The organism is Haladaptatus halobius, from assembly GCF_020618475.1.
GTDB classification, from domain to species: Archaea; Halobacteriota; Halobacteria; order Halobacteriales; family Haladaptataceae; genus Haladaptatus; species Haladaptatus halobius.
This window is the reverse complement of record NZ_CP085340.1, coordinates 186,948-202,618: the sequence shown is the minus strand read 5'-3', so window position 1 is coordinate 202,618 and position 15,671 is coordinate 186,948. Positions and strand designations below refer to the sequence as shown.

Here is a 15,671-nt window from a genome sequence, read left to right as displayed (position 1 = left end):
TTAACTAACTAATGTCGGAAAGGTCGAGTCATTAGCCAGTTGGTTCGATATTCTGATTCATCCGGAATACGTTCTCCGGATCCCACTCGTTTTTCAACTCCACCAAGCGGTCGTAGTTTTCCTCATAGGCACGATCCTCTTCGCCTTCGCGTTCAGTAATGAAGTTGACGTACGCGCCACCCGTCGCGTAGGGTGCCAGCTTATCGTGGAGGTCGCGAACCCACTCTATACACTCCTCGTCCTGCGAAGCGTCCTCCCATCGGGTATGGACGTTCAATACGTAGTTGACGTCACGATGGGGATAGGCAGTCGCGTCCACCGGAATGTCGTTGACGGCCCCGCCGAGTCGGCCGAAGATGATCTCCGTATGCGGTGATGGAACGGTCCTAGCGTACTCGAGAGCCGTCTCGATAACCTCATCGTTAAGCTCCTCGAAGTTATGCGTCTTCCAGTAATTCCGCAGCCCGGGTTCGAGCAGTGGATCGAATGCCTGCTGCCATCCGACGTAGGGATGCGGTTCGACTGCATCGGCGATGGGATCGCCGAACTCTTGAAGCGGGGCAAGCGCGTCTTTCCCTTCCCCCACACTGCCGGCGTAGAACGCAGCCACGATACACACGTCAGTTCCGTGAGCCTCTTCGGGGAGAAACGGAAGTGGCGGTGCCTTCCGTAGTACGGGCCACGCAACGACTTCGTTCGGTGCATTTTCGCTAAACTCACGGACGAATTCCAGCACTTCTGCCGCATCGTCATGCGAGTAGACGATCGGTCCACAGAACACTTCGGGACCGACTTCGTGGAGTCGGAATTCGAACGAAGTCACGATCCCGAAGTTCCCGCTGCCGCCACGGATCCCCCAGAACAGGTCCGGATTCTCGTCCTCACTGGCGCGGACGAGTTCGCCGTCGGAGGTGACCACGTCGGCTGACAGGAGGTTGTCGATCGTCAGACCATACTTGCGCGAGAGCCACCCGAAGCCGCCGCCAAGTGTGAGCCCCGCGACGCCCGTCGTCGAGTTGATGCCGAGTGGCGTGGCGAGGCCGAACGCCTGCGTCTCGTGGTCGACGTCGCCGAGCGTCGCTCCGGCTTCGACGCGCGCAGTGTTCCCGTCGGGATTAACTTGGACTGAGTCCATCAGCGAGAGGTCGATCATGAGTCCGTAATCGCAGACTGCGTTGCCCGCTACGTTGTGACCGCCGCCCTTGACAGCGATCTGAAGATCATGCTCCTGCCCGAAGTTCACAGAGCTGATGACGTCCGCAGCGCCCGCAGGCTGTGCGATAACCGCTGGTCGGCGGTCGATTATCGCGTTCCAGATTGACCGCGCCTCGTCGTAACCATCTTCGTCCGGTTGGAGTACCTCTCCTCGAAATCCAGTTTTCAATTCTTCAACTGCCTCCTTATTAACCGGGCGGTGTGCGGCAAATGTCATGGTTGAACCCCCGTTGTGCGGTACCATACACCATCACTAAAATATGGTGGTAGGACAGATCACGAACCAAGCTACAAAATTTCTAGTCCAAGTGATGAATATGCGCCCTAAATTAATCATACACTTTCTATCCACTGTCTAGTGGTTTGATTTGACGTTGTGCATCAGGAGAGTTCAATTCCGATATTGTGAACGATGCATTGACCACGAGTTCGCGAAACTGCGTCCACCAGCGCCATGATCACGCGAATACACCCTACTTTTGCTTGGGATTGGCGTTTACCGCTCGCTCTCATCCCTCCTTAAGTGCTATCGATTACATCACTACTCTCACCAGCCTCGCTATGTAAATAGCTCTGGTTCGTGAACACCATCGACGAATGACGCAGCACAGCTTGTGCACCAGTGAGATTTGCCCGATACAATTCAGCGCCGAGACCGCGACGAGCACTGTGTAGCTTCATATACTCACCCTCGACATCCGAGTCCGCCAGACATTCACAGGCGACGGGTATTCCGCCGCGAACTGTTGAAATCATCTGAGAGTGGAAGGGACAGGGCGCATACTCAGCGCTCATTCGAATTTTTTGAACTCCTCAAGCGTAACTGTATACGCGTTTTGATTCTCCAGATAGCGGATGACGTACGTCGTCGGATACCACCCGGCTTCAGGAAACGTTTCGGGCGTCACGATCGAGGTTCTCACTTCCTCATTGCGTTGTTCAAAAAACTCCTTCGTGATCATCGGCTCGAAGAAGATGAGGCGGCCGTCGAAGGCTCCCCAGATGAACGTGTGGGCAAACCGCGTGCCTTGGAACTCCAGCGCGGTCGGGTCGATTAGGTGGTTCCCCATCCGCGGCTCGACAGCCTCCACGTCATTATAGCCTGGCGGCATCTCTTTAGATGGCAGCTGTTCAGTAGCACGTTCATACGTTTCGCAGGAGACGGGTGATTCAACTCCTTCACAGGAGCCCAGGTCGATCTGATTTAAGATCGATCTGTTAGTCAGATAGTAATGGAAGTCGAAGTGTGGGATATTGTAAATGCCGTCGGGAGCGTGGCCGTGTGGATTCCAGTTGATCTGAGCGAACGTAAACGGCGTGATATCTGTTGCCGGAAAATCAATCAGATCCTCCGTGTGATCAGGTGGCAAATCCGATAATGCATCGGTCGAAAACCAAATTCCGACTAAAGTGGGTCTGTCCTTCCTTAGAATCCGCTCTCTGCGTGTCACGAATGTTCTGATTTCACCATTACCCAATCTGACGGATCTACCCCACTCGGTTCCTTTGTCAGGCGGAAAGCCGTCCTGTCCGTCTTGGGCCGCTGTGACTGTTTTTGGGAGGAGTCCGCCAGCTAGACCGGCGCAGCCGGTGACTTTCAAGAACCGGCGGCGAGGCAACCGGAACTTATCATATGCTGTCTCTCCGTGGTGTTTCCCTTTCATTAGTTGGTAATTACGATCAGAGGCTGGCATTAGAACGCCCTTCCTCTAGCTGTACAAGTCCATAGGTCTTTCCCTGCCATTACAGGGTGGTGTCTGAGACAGGAATGAAGATTAGTTTTCAGCCATTGTTATTATCGAAATAGTACTAGAAAAGGCTCATCGAATTTGTGCTTAAATTCAACTAATCATAAGTTTTAGGGAGGCGCCATAGTACCTCCCATATAAAAGAGCCTGAACATATAGAGAAGACGAACCTACGAAAACTTGACCAGACACGAGAAAAACGAAGAAATTTCTTAACAGTGTAAGGCAAATAGATAGATGATAGAGATTGTCTCACAACCTTTTTGCTGGTTCCTCGCCTCTCTATCACTAGGGAGGGGAACAATGTCAACACCAGAAGAGAACAAAGAGCTTGTCGAGCGCACCTCGTTTGAGGTGTACACCGAGGGAAACGTCGATCTCATCGACGAGATGGTGAGCGACGACTACGTGCTGCACGATCCTACTTCTCCTGAGGAGGTGCGCGGACCTGACGGACTCAAAGAGCATGTCAAGACATATCGGGACGCCTTCCCGGATCTCGATGCCACGATAGAATCCCTCATCGCCGAAGATGACCTCGTCGCGGTTCGCTTTGTCACACGTGGAACCCACGAGGGACCGCTACCGGATCTACCAGATCTCGAGCCGACTGGCAAGGAGTTCGAGGTCACCGGCACGGAATTCGATCGGATCGAAGACGGCAAACTGGCGGAAACATGGCTCATGTTCGATACGCTCGGGTTCATGGAACAGCTGGGAGTGATCCCCTCTGAGGAGATCATCGCTGAGGAGACCTAAGAAAAGTGTTCGGAAGATTCACTCTTTTATTCATGCGTTCGCTATCCATGGGAGTCCTGTAGGCGTTACATTGGATAGAGTGATACCTTCTGTTGTGAATAGCCTCGTTCGCGAACAAGAATGCCGGTTACCACCTCCTGCAACGTTGCATGAATCTCTTATTGGACGGCTGGTGGAATGAACAATGGCCACTGGTTGAGCCGCTGATCAAATGTTGCCCCAACTTGTGATGGGCTGGTAGCCTCATTCTTTTCGCCTGGATGCGACTCTTCGAAGTGAAGCCATGAAAGCGAACCAGTAGCGAGAGTGAACAAAAAGTACAGACGAAAACCCTACGACGATGTCTCCGGTACTAAGCCCAGCCAGTTGTATGCAAGCTTACTTTTAGAATTAATTGAATCAGCTCTCTTTGTACCTCGACACAACTCCTCTGTAAATCGAATATCGAGTGATAGATAAATCATAACTTCTGAGGAGGACGCACCACCTCAAAGTACCGGAGATGATCGTTCTCTGGATCCATAAAAGAAAAGAAATGCTGCATTGTCTCTAATTTCGGTACAAGCTTTCGTGCTTGATGGGCCTGTTCTTCGCTCTCCCAGTGCAGATAGTGAACCCACTAGTTATTTTGGTCGCGAAGTAGCTCATGTTCGAGCAATCCGTCGACGTCTTTGAGGTCGAAATGAGTGGCGTCATAGGCTTCGAGAAATTCATCAACCTCTACATCTTCTAACAAGCCGAATTCAGCAAATTCGGAATAACTTGCCGTTGCGTGATTTTCCCCCATGCTTCGATCCACCGACTCTCAACTACGACATCCAGAGTAAAAACGGTGGCCCGATGGACCCCTTGAAGGGTGTACCTATGATTTGGTGCTTTCACGTGGAGTCCTATTCTGAGAATAGATAGCACCAGGTAACATCTGTCTCAATCATAATAATGGACCAATCTTCGCTCTGTTGTAGTTCATTTACTAATGTATTTACCCAATCGAGAGTTCTTCTCATGGTGTATTACATAAATTAGATGATAGTGCGTCTTTCCAAAGATGCTGTCTTCGTCCATCCCTTTCAGAAACTTGTGGACGTATCGTTAGGCGTCTCCGACTTTAGTGATAGAATGCATTGAAATCATCCCTCTTTCGTATTGTCATCCCCTTATTGATGATTTTCCCTGAACTACTCAGTTCCTCTATTCGACCGTTTACAAGATATCTCTCTCCATTAATGGAGTCAAACCAATCAAACACAGGCTAACGAAGGTCGCTGTTTATGCTTGTATTAGTAGTTCCCCAATTGAGGGAGAGAGTCACCATGACAGCGAAACACCAAAGATCTCAGACGGTGATTGAACGATGTGAGAACTGCGACCGTGAGACTTCGCATACAGTTACAGTTGAGATTCGGACAGAGAGCAAAAAGAAAGAGAACGCCGAGTTCTCGCGCGAACCATACCGCATTGCGACGTGCCAAATATGCGGTGAGACGACGAGCCAGCGGATGAACAACGCGTGACGCTAGCACCGTAAAAGGATCTCGGCGATCACTCTCTGGATATGCATCTCAGTGAGAGGAGCTCACACGCAGATTTTCGACTACCCCTCGCGAGGGTATTGCACTTCCGCTTATGATTTTCAGAAGTAGTGAATTTAGACATCTAATTGATAATTTAAAACTCAATACTAATAGATAGCGCGAACAGCTTTGAGACTGAAGCTCAAACATACGCTATGGCAAAATACGTTGCACTCATTGATATTCGCGAGCAGATCCAAAATAGCCAAGAACTTGCATCGACCTGGGGCGATATTCGTGCCGAATTCAATGAATTTGGGGTTGATCTCGAAGGGAGTTTTGCGATTCTTGGCGAGTACGATTTTATGCTGATTTTTGACGCTCCAGATCGAGATACCGCATTCAAGGCTGGGATTGCGGTTGAGAGTCATGGCATGGACATGCAGACAATGGAAATCATTCCAATGGACGAGTTTGCTCAGCTCGTTGAAGACTGATTACCAACAAGTGGAGTTATTCCTCTCGCACGTCGCATCGCTTACTGAAAGTGTTGCAGCCGAGTCATCCGTCGATTGTGATGTGTACGGAGCTTGTGTACTACCAATTCCTCGACGGGCGGTATTCCAGTTAGAGCCCCAGCAATTTCCATGTGAGATGATCCAAGACAGTAGTCGGAAGCATGTACTAATTGACTACCACAGTGATTGGCTGAATACGGTTGCTGGGGCTTGGTATAGGTAAAGTAGACTTCTCACCACACCTTTTGCCAATATTGTCTTGACCAGACTCATTTATAACGAGAAAATCCTACCATCAACATGGGGATAGATCCATCCCGCATCGAATCGGTGGTTGTTGATTCGTACAGCACCCTTGTAGATGTTGAGTCGTCGCGAAAGGCGCTTGAAGCCCATACCCCCGAGGCCACAGCACTTGCCCGGGTGTGGCAACTTCGCACGCGTGAATATGCGATGGTTGGAAACGAAATCAACGTCTATCGGTCAGCAGTAGATCGACACCGGCTCGCACTCAAATACGCCCTCGATGTCTTCGACGTAGACCTGACCGTCGATGAGATCGAGGAGATACTCTCGGTGTACCATGAATTGGATGTATTCGATGATGTTCGAGGAGGGCTTGAGACCATCCGCGATACCGGGTACGACATTCATATCCTCTCCAATGGTGATCTAGCACTGCTCGATTCTTTGGTCGACCATACCAACCTTGCAGACGTCATCACCGGTGTGATTAGCGCCGATGACATCCATCTGTATAAGCCGGCACGGGAGTTATACGAATACACAGCCGAACACATTGGCGTGCCCCTCGGAAACCTCGTTCACGTAACCGCAAGTTGGAGTGATGTGAATGGGGCGCTGAACGCCGGGATGCAAGGCGTCTGGCTCAATCGAAAAGGCCGAGCGTGGGAACCATACGGGAGAGAACCTGATGTGATCATCGAAAGCTTTCACGAATTGGCAGAGTCGCTGACGATGGAGAACACGGAGGTGTGATCCCTAGATAAGTACTCAACGTATTTGAATGCATTTCATTTTTCGATGGCTGGTTACTCTGTTTTCACTTTCTTTGTATCGGCTCTTCCGGTGAGGCCCTGCTGAAACGAAGTGACGAGACAAGTGCTACTTCCATATGCATTGAGCGACGCAGTCTCAACTTCTAGCAAATTCGGGAAGATGAGACTACACCAGCTATAGAGAGCCCAGAATGCACGATTTCAGCCAATCTACCTTCTGCAAGCGCTTCAAACTGGAGTTCAGACATCGGATCTAGTTATTATTCTAACTATTCTCCGAATTAGCGACCGGCCGAATCACAAGCCAGCGGGTCATATGCCTCTACTCTCTATTCGTAGAATAGTTAGTATCAAATAACTTATGGTCTGATTCAGCAAGTAATCAGTCACTCCATGCGTTTATTCTCAGTTGTACATGCATTGAGAGAGCCAGTCTCAACTTCTGCGCTGACGACTTTTGAAAACCAGAGATTCAGAGGACGAGTAGCTGCAAAATTTCATAACTCTTCGACAAGAGATTTACAAAGGGGCATTAGTCTAAAGCGAGTCGTTATTCCGATATTCCCAACTATCAGGCGCACCATCCTGCACATAATGACCGACGAACTCGACGTCTTACTTGAAATGCTTGAGTTGAAGGATGAACGACGTACGGGGTGGGAACTTCGGAATATCGACTCACCGGAATCAGTTGCCGCTCATACGTGGGGAACAGCTACACTCTGTTTTCTGTACGCAGATCAGGTGGAGGTCGAAATTGATCAGCAGAAAGCCACGACGATGGCACTCATTCACGACCTCGCAGAAGCACGTACAGGAGATATCGCAACCCGCGCAGAGCAGGGGCAACAAGCGGTCACCGCCAACGAAAAAGAAGCAGCAGAGCGAGACGCAATGGATGATCTCCTTGAGCCCTTCAAGAATGGCAAGCTACTGGCACTTTGGGAAGAGTACGAGGCCCGTCAAACCCCAACTGCGCAGTTCATTAAAGATATGGATTTGATCGACAGCTGCCTTCAGGCACTCAAATACGAACGCAAAGGGCGCTATGATGAAACTGAGGCAAATGAGCACTTCTCAGTGTTCGGCAATCTCGACGAATTCTTTGCAACCGCTGCTCCGCGTTTCCAGACTCAGCTCGGGGAAGAACTCTTCGAGAACATCAAAACTCGATACGAACAGGAAATCGGAAGACCCTGTCAACTCTGACCGCACTGCAATACTAACATCGGATTCATCGTAGTATTGCGAACAAGACCTACACGAGACTATAGATTGGCCTAATTTACTACTGAAAGACCAATCTGAACTACGAGGACATATGCGTTGAGAGCCCAGGTCTCAACTTATGCAACTCCCCATTTTCTCACAGTTTCGAAGGATACTCGTGTTTTATCCTACCTCCCGCTTGCTTCTTGATTCGTCACCTCAACACAGCTTCAATCTGGAGCTTCTATTCAGAGTGAGTCAGGGGTTGGTAGGAGATTACGTGGCTCTGGATAGGACTATAGAGTGTTGCCACTCACCAGACGGGATTCCGGCAGAACGTCAGCCGGCGGACGATTACTGTTCTATGGTACTACAAGAATTAGTAGAGTGACCAGAACGCGTCAAAATTTAATCTTGAGATGCTTACTGACCTAGCAACAGTTGTGACATTATAGGAGAACATCGTTTTAGGGGGATGACGGCCGTATAACTGCCCATGGGAGAGCATATTCTCGTTCCACTCGACGGGTCGTCGAAAGCCGCGGAGGCGTTCGACTACGCGCTGACGCTTCCCGTCGAGCGAATCATCGCGATTACCGTTATCAATCCGTTCGATATTGATCCGCTGACGCCAGGATATCAGTCGCCACTCGGAAAGGCGGGGATGCCCGCCTTCTCACAGGAGTGGTACCAAAAGGAGTGGGACAACGCAAAGGAACTTCATGAGGAGATGCGCAAGAAAGCAGATGAACACGATGTGCCGTTCGAGTCCGTCGTCAAGATGGGATCCGCGCCGAAAGGGATTGTGACCTACGCCACCAAGAACGAGATCAACCACATCGTCATGGGGACCCACGGAAGCGAGGATATTTCAAATGTCCTGTTCGGTTCCGTTGCCGAGAAAGTGACTCATCGCGCACCGATGTCGGTGACTATCGTTCGGTGACATCCGCCCCCACTCTGAAGGGCGAGGCTTTACGCCTGTTCCGACGTGATAGATACCGATTAGAAAGCGAAATCAGGTAGAGTGGTTTCCTCTCCTCGGTTAATCACTCGTATGTTCTTGAGCCCGAACGGTCAAAATCGGTGTGTCGGCGCGTCGTATCATGCGTCTTGTGACACTACCGAGCATGAGGCGATCCAATCCTGTTCGACCATATGTACCCATGACGACGAGATCAACACCATTCTCGGTTGCGTAGTCACGTAATTCATCAGCAGGGTTACCTTGAGTGATCTCGGTCACGGTGCTGATCCCGGATTGAGTCGCCCGATTCGAAACTGCCATCGTTGCACGCTCGCCTTCTTGTTCGAGGACATCCCGAAACACAGGGGAGTTGAGGAAGCGGTCTTCAACGACATACACGATGTGAAGATTCGCATCGAGTGCAGCTGCGAGTTCCACTGCTTCCGAGGTCGCACGATTCGACCCTGCTCGCCCATCCGTGGCGAGCAAGATGGTCTCCCACTCCGGGGTGTCGCGTGTTTCGTTGGCTAAGACGGTCACGACAGGCACCGATGCGGTTTGAACGACTTGCGTAGTGACGCTCCGGCGGAGAAAGCGTGAGAATCGACTTTCTTGAGTGGGACTCAGAACGATGAGATCACATCCATGTTCGGCTACATACTGCAGAATTTCCGTGACAGGATCTCCTTCTCGGCGTTCCGTCTTGACAGAGAGGCCAGCATCGCTACCATACATCTGGACATCTTCGAACACTGACGCGACATCATCGGCGACTTCTGCAGTTATCGTTTCATCTGGAAGCCCATGCTCTTCGGAGACAGGTAATGCCTCCCGGTCAAGTACGTACAGTGCGTGAATCGTCGCTCCGAAATTGGTTGCAAACGTGACACCATACTCGAGTGCCCGCCGACTTGCGTCGCTTCCGTCGACTGGAATCAAGACATCTGTGTACATGGTTCACCCACACCTAATCAGTTCATTAGAGGCCCCACAACGTAGCGATTCCGATGACAGTGACCGCCGAGAGAAGCAATTGGAGCGGTGCCCCGACCCGGAAGTAGTCCGTGAACTTGTACCAACCGGGACCGTAAACGAAGAGATTCGTCTGGTAGCCCACTGGACCAAGGAAGGCGGTACTTGCCGCGAACGTCACCGCGAGAACGAACGCGAATGGATTTGCACCGGATCGCCGTCGCAGCTGCCGCCGCAACCGGAATCATCAGGACGACACTCGCATTGTTGCTAATGACTTCAGTGATGAGCCCCGTCGCGATATAGAACACCCACAGTACGAGGATGACGGGCAAGAAGTCTGCCGACGCCGCAACAACACGTCTCAGGAGCAGAGCCGCACTGGTCTGTTCAAGCGCGATACCGAGCGGGATGACACCTGCCAACAGGAAGATGACGTCCCAATCGACCGAATCGTACAATTCATTCGGTTTGAGAACGCCTGCAACAACCATTGCAACGACACCTGCGAGGGCCGTTATGAGGATGTCCTGTTGCGCCGTCGCAAGCATCGTGAACTGTTCGTCCCCAGTCAGTGAGGCGAGCATGGTTCCGAGGAACGCCCATGGGGTTGCGACGAAGCCGACGACGCCGACCATGATGGCGACGGCGTGCGGGATTTTGTCTGTCCGATAGTCAGGTTCGTCCGCCTCGTGTGCGAGGATGAAGTCGCGATTCTGTGCGAGTCGGTCGATGCTATTGGTGTCAGCTTGAATCAACAGGGTATCTCCTGCCCGAATGGCGAGGTCTTCGAGTCGGTCGCGGATGGTCTCTCCACGGCTCCGGAATGCCAAGACGTTCGCGTCGTAGCGTTGGCGGAACGTCGAACTGTCGAGTGTCTCTCCGACGAGAAACGAACTCGATGGGATAACCACTTCGACGATAGTCTGTTCGGCGGTCTTCTCGGGTTCGAGTTCTTCGTCGGTCGAGAGCGAGCCACGAATCGCAAGATTGTCTAGAGTGACGAGCCGTCTGAGCGTGCGGCCACTGGCACGGAGCAAGAGAACATCGCCAGCTTGAATTTCCTTCTTTGCAAGTGGTTCGGTGAATCGGTCGTCATCACGAATGAGTTAGAGAATGTCGGCGTCGAATTCGGATTCGTCAATGGCGTTCGCGACCGTCGTTCCGACGAGTGCAGATGTATCCCGAACGACGACTTTGAATCTTTTTGTAAGGGGTATCAGACCTCGAGGCCAATCGTCACACCGAGGAGGCCGATGGTGAACGCGTACAACGGAATAACGTAGCGCCAAACCTGGTTCGGCACGACGCGCACGAGGTAAGGCGCCCCAATAGCCGCCAAGAACCCACCTGTGAAGATGGAGGGTAAGAGGACGAGATCGACAGCCACTCCCTGCGTCGACAGTGCAAAGAACGTAATTACACCGACGAGCGAGACGATGCTCTCCGCGAGTGACGCAATGGCAGTCGCGCTCTTCTCATATACACCCGACAGAACCTGGCCGAGCGTGACGACCGGACCGTAGCCACCACCACCAATACCCTTGTTGACGCCAGCAAGTGCTGCAAAGGCTACTAACCGGCGCGGCTTGTACTCGATCGTCGTCGCGATGCGTGCCCGAATCAATCCGATCAACCCCATCGCGAGGACAAGCAGCGAAACGTATGTTTCGATGTACGACTCAGGTAACGAGAGCGCGAAATACGTTAGCACGATAGAGACAATGCTCGCGACGGCACCGACGCTGCCCAAGAGGAGCATTGTTTTGGTTTCTGAGTTCAGTGGACGAAATGAAAACGAGGCGTTCTTCAGTTCGTGGTGGACAGCCCCTGAGACGAACCCGGTGATCGTCTCGGAGATGAGGAGAACAGGTGTCACCGCCAGCGGGCTGTAGCCCAAGATGAACAAGAGCGGTGCGAGCGCGGTTCCAAAGCCCATGCCAGCCGCCGAGTCCATCAGCTCGAATGAAAGGGCTAGAATGACAACAGCCGGAATGAGTGGCAACAGGAACGTCTCAGTTGTGGTGCCGAAAAACGGCACCATCACTGCCAATCCGAGGAAGTAGATGAATCCGAGGTAGCCGAGACGGCGAAGGGTCGAACGGGGTAAGCGCATCCGCTCGATGAGCGTGCGATTAACGTCTAACTGCTGTGCCTCCTTGCCGATTTCGATTGGTTCGATGTCGACGAGTTCAGCTTCGAGTCCCACGATATTCTGTTCAATATATTTTACTCCATCCTCGATAGTCTGTTCTTCTTCAGAATCCATTGCTATCCCCACCCCGGAAAGCTGGAAGGTGTAGTAATCTGACGATGCTCAACATCTTTACTTTTTCGGACAGTCAAAATCAAAATACTCGCCGTCTTTTTGTAAGACAATTTATATCAAATAAGTTTTGGTCGGGCTTAGCAAGTAGTCAGTCACCGTTACTCGCTTTGAAGATGGAACTTCCAAAGCGAACAACGAGCTGGGAGTGCACCTTCACTCTTTGACCGTTGTCGGTACTCCGGTCACAATCCGACCTGATTTTGAGGAGAATCCAGATGCATTGGGAGCGCTGGTCTCAACTTCTGAGCAACGCCGAAAGACAGCGCGTCGCGAAGCCTGCGTCGATGACACTGCAGGGGGGTGAACACTGTGCTCTCAAGAACATCCCTAATCAGTAGATGCTGGAACCCCATATCTCTGTGAGGGAGAGGCTGTGCATCACGCAATTCCCCGGTATCCCTATGAGAAAACGTCTCTAAGAGAGAGATATGAGTGACCAGTTCGTCCAGCAGACTGAGCCTGAGGAGGCGTTTGCTGCTCTCTCCAACGAGACACGCCTCAAAATCCTACAGGTGCTCTGGAAATCCGATGTTCAAACGATACCCTTTTCGGAGTTACGGCGGACCGTCGGAATGCGCGACCCTGGCCAATTCAACTACCACTTGGACAAGCTCATAGGACAATTCGTCATCAAGACCGATGGAGGATATCAGCTGACACAAGCGGGCAAGCACGTGAACGGGGCGATTGCGTCGGGAATGTACACAGCGGACGGGACTCTCGATCCGATCGTGTTGAATCACTCGTGCCAAAATAGTGGTGACCCTCTAATGCTACGGTATGAAAATGAAACCGTCCGCATCGGGTGTGATTCTTGTTCATCTTGTCCATCCGGTTGGGAGGCTCCCATTCCGCCTTCTGTGTTTGCCGGGTACGACCGGAATGAGATTCCTGAAACTGTGAGTCAGTATTTCCGGACGAAAGTTCAACAAGTCACCAACGGCTTCTGCCCATTCTGTAACGGACAGATGAAGCCAACTGTAGAACTAGTTGACGCGATGGATGGAGATCGATCATCAGAAATTGAGTTTGAAAACTCGAATAGGCAGTCTCTCGATCCAGTAGTTCTGTTTGATTGCCAACAGTGTGGCACCGAGTCGCAAGTTGCATTATACCATGCACTCTTGCTCGCTGAGCCTGGTGTTGCCAGTTTTCACTACGAGAATGGAATTGTCGTTCAGGAGCGGTTTATCTGGGAGCTGTCTGAACTCAGTCCAGTTAAGGTAGATATCGAAAGCCGAAATCCAATCCAATTGGATGTAACGTACCGAGCTGGTGACTCCACTCTTAGCGTTGTCGTTGACGAAGCGTTCGACATCATCGAGATAGACACGTAACTTGATGGTGTTCGCGTTATCTATCGGTCAAAACGGTATTCTCAGTACAGAATCTGATCACTGGGAGCTCTTCGCACGTATTGGAGAAACGGCTCCGTTGGTCGTCAAACGGACTCGCCGTGATCTGATAGAAAACACCTGAAGCTGGTATGAGTTGATTCTCTTCGTGAGACCGAACTTGATTGAATTGCCAACTGAAATACAGAATAAGACTTCTGTACAACCCGTAACAGAAATATCATTCTAATTATATTTATGGCCTCATCGTTCGATTGATCAGAATATGCGTGAAGCCTTTCGAAATCGGACGTTTCGTCGGTTGTTTACAGGTCGTGTAATAACCAATGTTGGTGACAGCTTCTATCTTGTCGCCGCGATGTGGCTCGTCTACAGTTTGACGAATGATCCGGTCTACACAGGAATCGCTGGTTTCGTGACAATGACCCCACAAGTGTTTCAGTTCCTCGCAGGACCACTGGTTGATCGGTGGTCGATTCGCCGAACGCTCGTCGGCACACAACTCATTCAGGCGGTTGTCGTCTCGGTGATTCCGATAACCCATGTTTTCGGATTCCTTACCGTCGAGTTAGTGCTCATCGTAATGCCCGTCCTTTCGGCACTCAACCAGTTAGTGTATCCGGCGCAGAGTACCGCACTCCCACGAATCCTCAATAGAGAAGAACTGGTCGCGGCCAATTCAGCGTTTTCGGTCGCCTACCAAGGGTTCGACATGGTAGCGAATGGGGTTGGTGGTGTCCTTATTGGTCTTTTCAGCGCGATTGCATTGTTTGTCCTTGACGCCATTACGTTCGGAATCGCTGCGATCGTATTTGCAACTGTCTCGATCCCATCTGCAAATACGGTACCGGATGACAACCAGTCCGAAGAACCCTCGACGTTGTCAGGTGACGAGAGGCAAGCCAAGGACAGCGGAAATTCAATAGTTACAGACGGTGACGGTTCATACACGGGAGCGGAAGACTCCGACTTCTACTTGACGCGTATGCGCGAAGGAGTGGGCGTTCTTCGTGGGACACCTCTTGTGCCGCTACTTGCCGGGGCAGTAGCTGCCAACTTTTCGGTTGGGATGATGCTGGCAGCGACACCTGCGTACGCTGACTCCCTTGTCGTTCCAGAAGTGGTGAGTCAAATCGGTGCAGCTGGTGCGTATGGGATTCTCATGGGATCAATCGCAGCCGGCGGCTTCGTCGGAGCCCTCGCCTCAAACTTCATTGCGACACGTCCATTGGGAGGGAGCATGATTGTCGGATACACCATTGCAGGGCTCCTTTGGAGTGGTGCACTCCTCGCGAACTGGCTCCCTTTGACGGGGCTGCTCTTTGCGCTGACTAACATTCCGATCGGGATTGTTTCTGTGTATGTAGCCACAGTGTTTCAAGCCGCACCGCCAGCAGAGAAGGTTGGACGGGTGAGTAGCATTTACGGATCGGCGTCAGCATCCATGGTTCCAATTGGTTCGCTAGCTGGAGGAGTGTTCGCTGGCTGGGTCAGTCCTCGAGCTGCGATGGCTGCACTCGGGGTCGCAGCGATCGCATTGGCGTTGTATGTACTTCTGAATCCAGAGCTTCGTGAGTTACCATCCCCTGATCGTGTAACGATCGAGTAATACACGAAACGGATGTGATAGCTGTTTTGTCGGAGAATGAGTGAACAAATCGAGGAGGGTGAGAATCTATGCATTGAGAGCACCGGTCGCAACTTCTGACTCGGAGTGGAAGATGAGACTACACCCAGTATAGAGGTCCCAAAATGCACGATTTTGACTGATTCATCGATCTACAACCATTTCAAACCGGAGTCTATGGTCAATTCTAGTTAGTATTATAGCGTTTCCGGGATTTGCGGATCGTTTGAGCCAACGCTGTTGCTCATCCACGGGCGTTCACTGTGTCGTACCACCGAACTATCCAATGCCAGTCTGCTTTAGCAGCGTGAGAACCATGTTTGCCGTCACAAGAGGCGGTCGCTCGCATTCGCCAGCCACTTCGACTTGCATCAACAGATCGACTCCGCCGTAATTGACTACATTCCGTAATAGTGGTCCCACAGCAAATCAAAAGCTG

At 51.4% G+C, this 15,671-nt stretch carries 13 protein-coding genes and 1 pseudogene; 8 read left to right on the top strand and 6 right to left on the bottom strand.

The window, feature by feature from the left end:
- Positions 1 to 31: 31 nt before the first annotated feature.
- Positions 32 to 1,432: an FAD-binding oxidoreductase gene (locus LIW51_RS34360; RefSeq protein WP_227380491.1), complete on the bottom strand. Its 1,401-nt coding sequence runs from the start codon at positions 1,430 to 1,432 to the stop codon at positions 32 to 34.
- 574 nt (positions 1,433 to 2,006) lie between these two features.
- Positions 2,007 to 2,879: a hypothetical protein gene (locus LIW51_RS34355; RefSeq protein WP_227380490.1), complete on the bottom strand. Its 873-nt coding sequence runs from the start codon at positions 2,877 to 2,879 to the stop codon at positions 2,007 to 2,009.
- Between the two features lie 387 nt (positions 2,880 to 3,266).
- Between LIW51_RS34355 and LIW51_RS34350 the strand changes: the two genes are divergently transcribed.
- Positions 3,267 to 3,722, top strand: a complete 456-nt coding sequence (locus LIW51_RS34350) for an ester cyclase (RefSeq protein ID WP_227380489.1) — start codon at positions 3,267 to 3,269, stop codon at positions 3,720 to 3,722.
- Between the two features lie 619 nt (positions 3,723 to 4,341).
- On the opposite strand, the gene LIW51_RS34345 is transcribed toward LIW51_RS34350, so the two are convergent.
- Positions 4,342 to 4,509: a hypothetical protein gene (locus LIW51_RS34345; protein ID WP_227380488.1), complete on the bottom strand. Its 168-nt coding sequence runs from the start codon at positions 4,507 to 4,509 to the stop codon at positions 4,342 to 4,344.
- A 526-nt stretch (positions 4,510 to 5,035) separates the two neighbouring features.
- Between LIW51_RS34345 and LIW51_RS34340 the strand changes: the two genes are divergently transcribed.
- From LIW51_RS34340 to LIW51_RS34320, 5 genes are all read left to right on the top strand, one after another.
- Positions 5,036 to 5,236: a DUF7835 family putative zinc beta-ribbon protein gene (locus LIW51_RS34340; RefSeq protein ID WP_227380487.1), complete on the top strand. Its 201-nt coding sequence runs from the start codon at positions 5,036 to 5,038 to the stop codon at positions 5,234 to 5,236.
- Positions 5,237 to 5,451: 215 nt separating this feature from the next.
- Positions 5,452 to 5,733 carry a GYD domain-containing protein gene (locus LIW51_RS34335; protein ID WP_227380486.1) on the top strand — a complete coding sequence of 94 codons (282 nt, stop codon included), beginning with the start codon at positions 5,452 to 5,454 and terminating at the stop codon, positions 5,731 to 5,733.
- A gap of 321 nt (positions 5,734 to 6,054) precedes the next feature.
- Positions 6,055 to 6,753 carry a haloacid dehalogenase type II gene (locus LIW51_RS34330; protein ID WP_227380485.1) on the top strand — a complete coding sequence of 233 codons (699 nt, stop codon included), beginning with the start codon at positions 6,055 to 6,057 and terminating at the stop codon, positions 6,751 to 6,753.
- 611 nt (positions 6,754 to 7,364) lie between these two features.
- On the top strand, positions 7,365 to 7,982 hold the full coding sequence (locus LIW51_RS34325; RefSeq protein WP_227380538.1) for an HD domain-containing protein: 618 nt from the start codon (positions 7,365 to 7,367) through the stop codon (positions 7,980 to 7,982).
- Between the two features lie 496 nt (positions 7,983 to 8,478).
- The gene (locus tag LIW51_RS34320) at positions 8,479 to 8,928 is read left to right on the top strand and encodes a universal stress protein (RefSeq protein ID WP_227380484.1); all 450 of its coding nucleotides are present in this window, start codon (positions 8,479 to 8,481) and stop codon (positions 8,926 to 8,928) included.
- Positions 8,929 to 9,027: 99 nt separating this feature from the next.
- On the opposite strand, the gene LIW51_RS34315 is transcribed toward LIW51_RS34320, so the two are convergent.
- The 3 genes and pseudogenes from LIW51_RS34315 to LIW51_RS34305 form a co-directional block, all read right to left on the bottom strand.
- Complete coding sequence (locus tag LIW51_RS34315) at positions 9,028 to 9,903, bottom strand: universal stress protein (RefSeq protein ID WP_227380483.1); 876 nt, start codon at positions 9,901 to 9,903, stop codon at positions 9,028 to 9,030.
- 25 nt (positions 9,904 to 9,928) lie between these two features.
- A pseudogene (locus LIW51_RS34310) lies at positions 9,929 to 11,120 on the bottom strand (SLC13 family permease); the annotation flags it as partial.
- Positions 11,121 to 11,140: 20 nt separating this feature from the next.
- A complete protein-coding gene (locus LIW51_RS34305) occupies positions 11,141 to 12,190 on the bottom strand; it encodes a TSUP family transporter (protein WP_227380482.1) in 1,050 nt (349 codons plus the stop codon).
- A 488-nt stretch (positions 12,191 to 12,678) separates the two neighbouring features.
- On the opposite strand from LIW51_RS34305, the gene LIW51_RS34300 reads away from it, so the two are divergent.
- Positions 12,679 to 13,587: a winged helix-turn-helix domain-containing protein gene (locus LIW51_RS34300; RefSeq protein ID WP_227380481.1), complete on the top strand. Its 909-nt coding sequence runs from the start codon at positions 12,679 to 12,681 to the stop codon at positions 13,585 to 13,587.
- A gap of 283 nt (positions 13,588 to 13,870) precedes the next feature.
- On the top strand, positions 13,871 to 15,214 hold the full coding sequence (locus tag LIW51_RS34295; protein WP_227380480.1) for an MFS transporter: 1,344 nt from the start codon (positions 13,871 to 13,873) through the stop codon (positions 15,212 to 15,214).
- Positions 15,215 to 15,671 lie beyond the last annotated feature (457 nt).

Bases quoted from the DNA above. Each gene is read 5' to 3' on its own strand.
- LIW51_RS34360 (WP_227380491.1), bottom strand. From the start codon at position 1,432: ATGACATTTGCCGCACACCGCCCGGTTAATAAGGAGGCAGTTGAAGAA.
- LIW51_RS34305 (WP_227380482.1), bottom strand. From the start codon at position 12,190: ATGGATTCTGAAGAAGAACAGACTATCGAGGATGGAGTAAAATATATT.
- LIW51_RS34335 (WP_227380486.1), top strand. From the start codon at position 5,452: ATGGCAAAATACGTTGCACTCATTGATATTCGCGAGCAGATCCAAAAT.
- LIW51_RS34350 (WP_227380489.1), top strand. From the start codon at position 3,267: ATGTCAACACCAGAAGAGAACAAAGAGCTTGTCGAGCGCACCTCGTTT.
- LIW51_RS34355 (WP_227380490.1), bottom strand. From the start codon at position 2,879: ATGAAAGGGAAACACCACGGAGAGACAGCATATGATAAGTTCCGGTTG.
- LIW51_RS34295 (WP_227380480.1), top strand. From the start codon at position 13,871: ATGCGTGAAGCCTTTCGAAATCGGACGTTTCGTCGGTTGTTTACAGGT.
- LIW51_RS34300 (WP_227380481.1), top strand. From the start codon at position 12,679: ATGAGTGACCAGTTCGTCCAGCAGACTGAGCCTGAGGAGGCGTTTGCT.
- LIW51_RS34340 (WP_227380487.1), top strand. From the start codon at position 5,036: ATGACAGCGAAACACCAAAGATCTCAGACGGTGATTGAACGATGTGAG.
- LIW51_RS34345 (WP_227380488.1), bottom strand. From the start codon at position 4,509: ATGGGGGAAAATCACGCAACGGCAAGTTATTCCGAATTTGCTGAATTC.
- LIW51_RS34330 (WP_227380485.1), top strand. From the start codon at position 6,055: ATGGGGATAGATCCATCCCGCATCGAATCGGTGGTTGTTGATTCGTAC.
- LIW51_RS34315 (WP_227380483.1), bottom strand. From the start codon at position 9,903: ATGTACACAGATGTCTTGATTCCAGTCGACGGAAGCGACGCAAGTCGG.
- LIW51_RS34320 (WP_227380484.1), top strand. From the start codon at position 8,479: ATGGGAGAGCATATTCTCGTTCCACTCGACGGGTCGTCGAAAGCCGCG.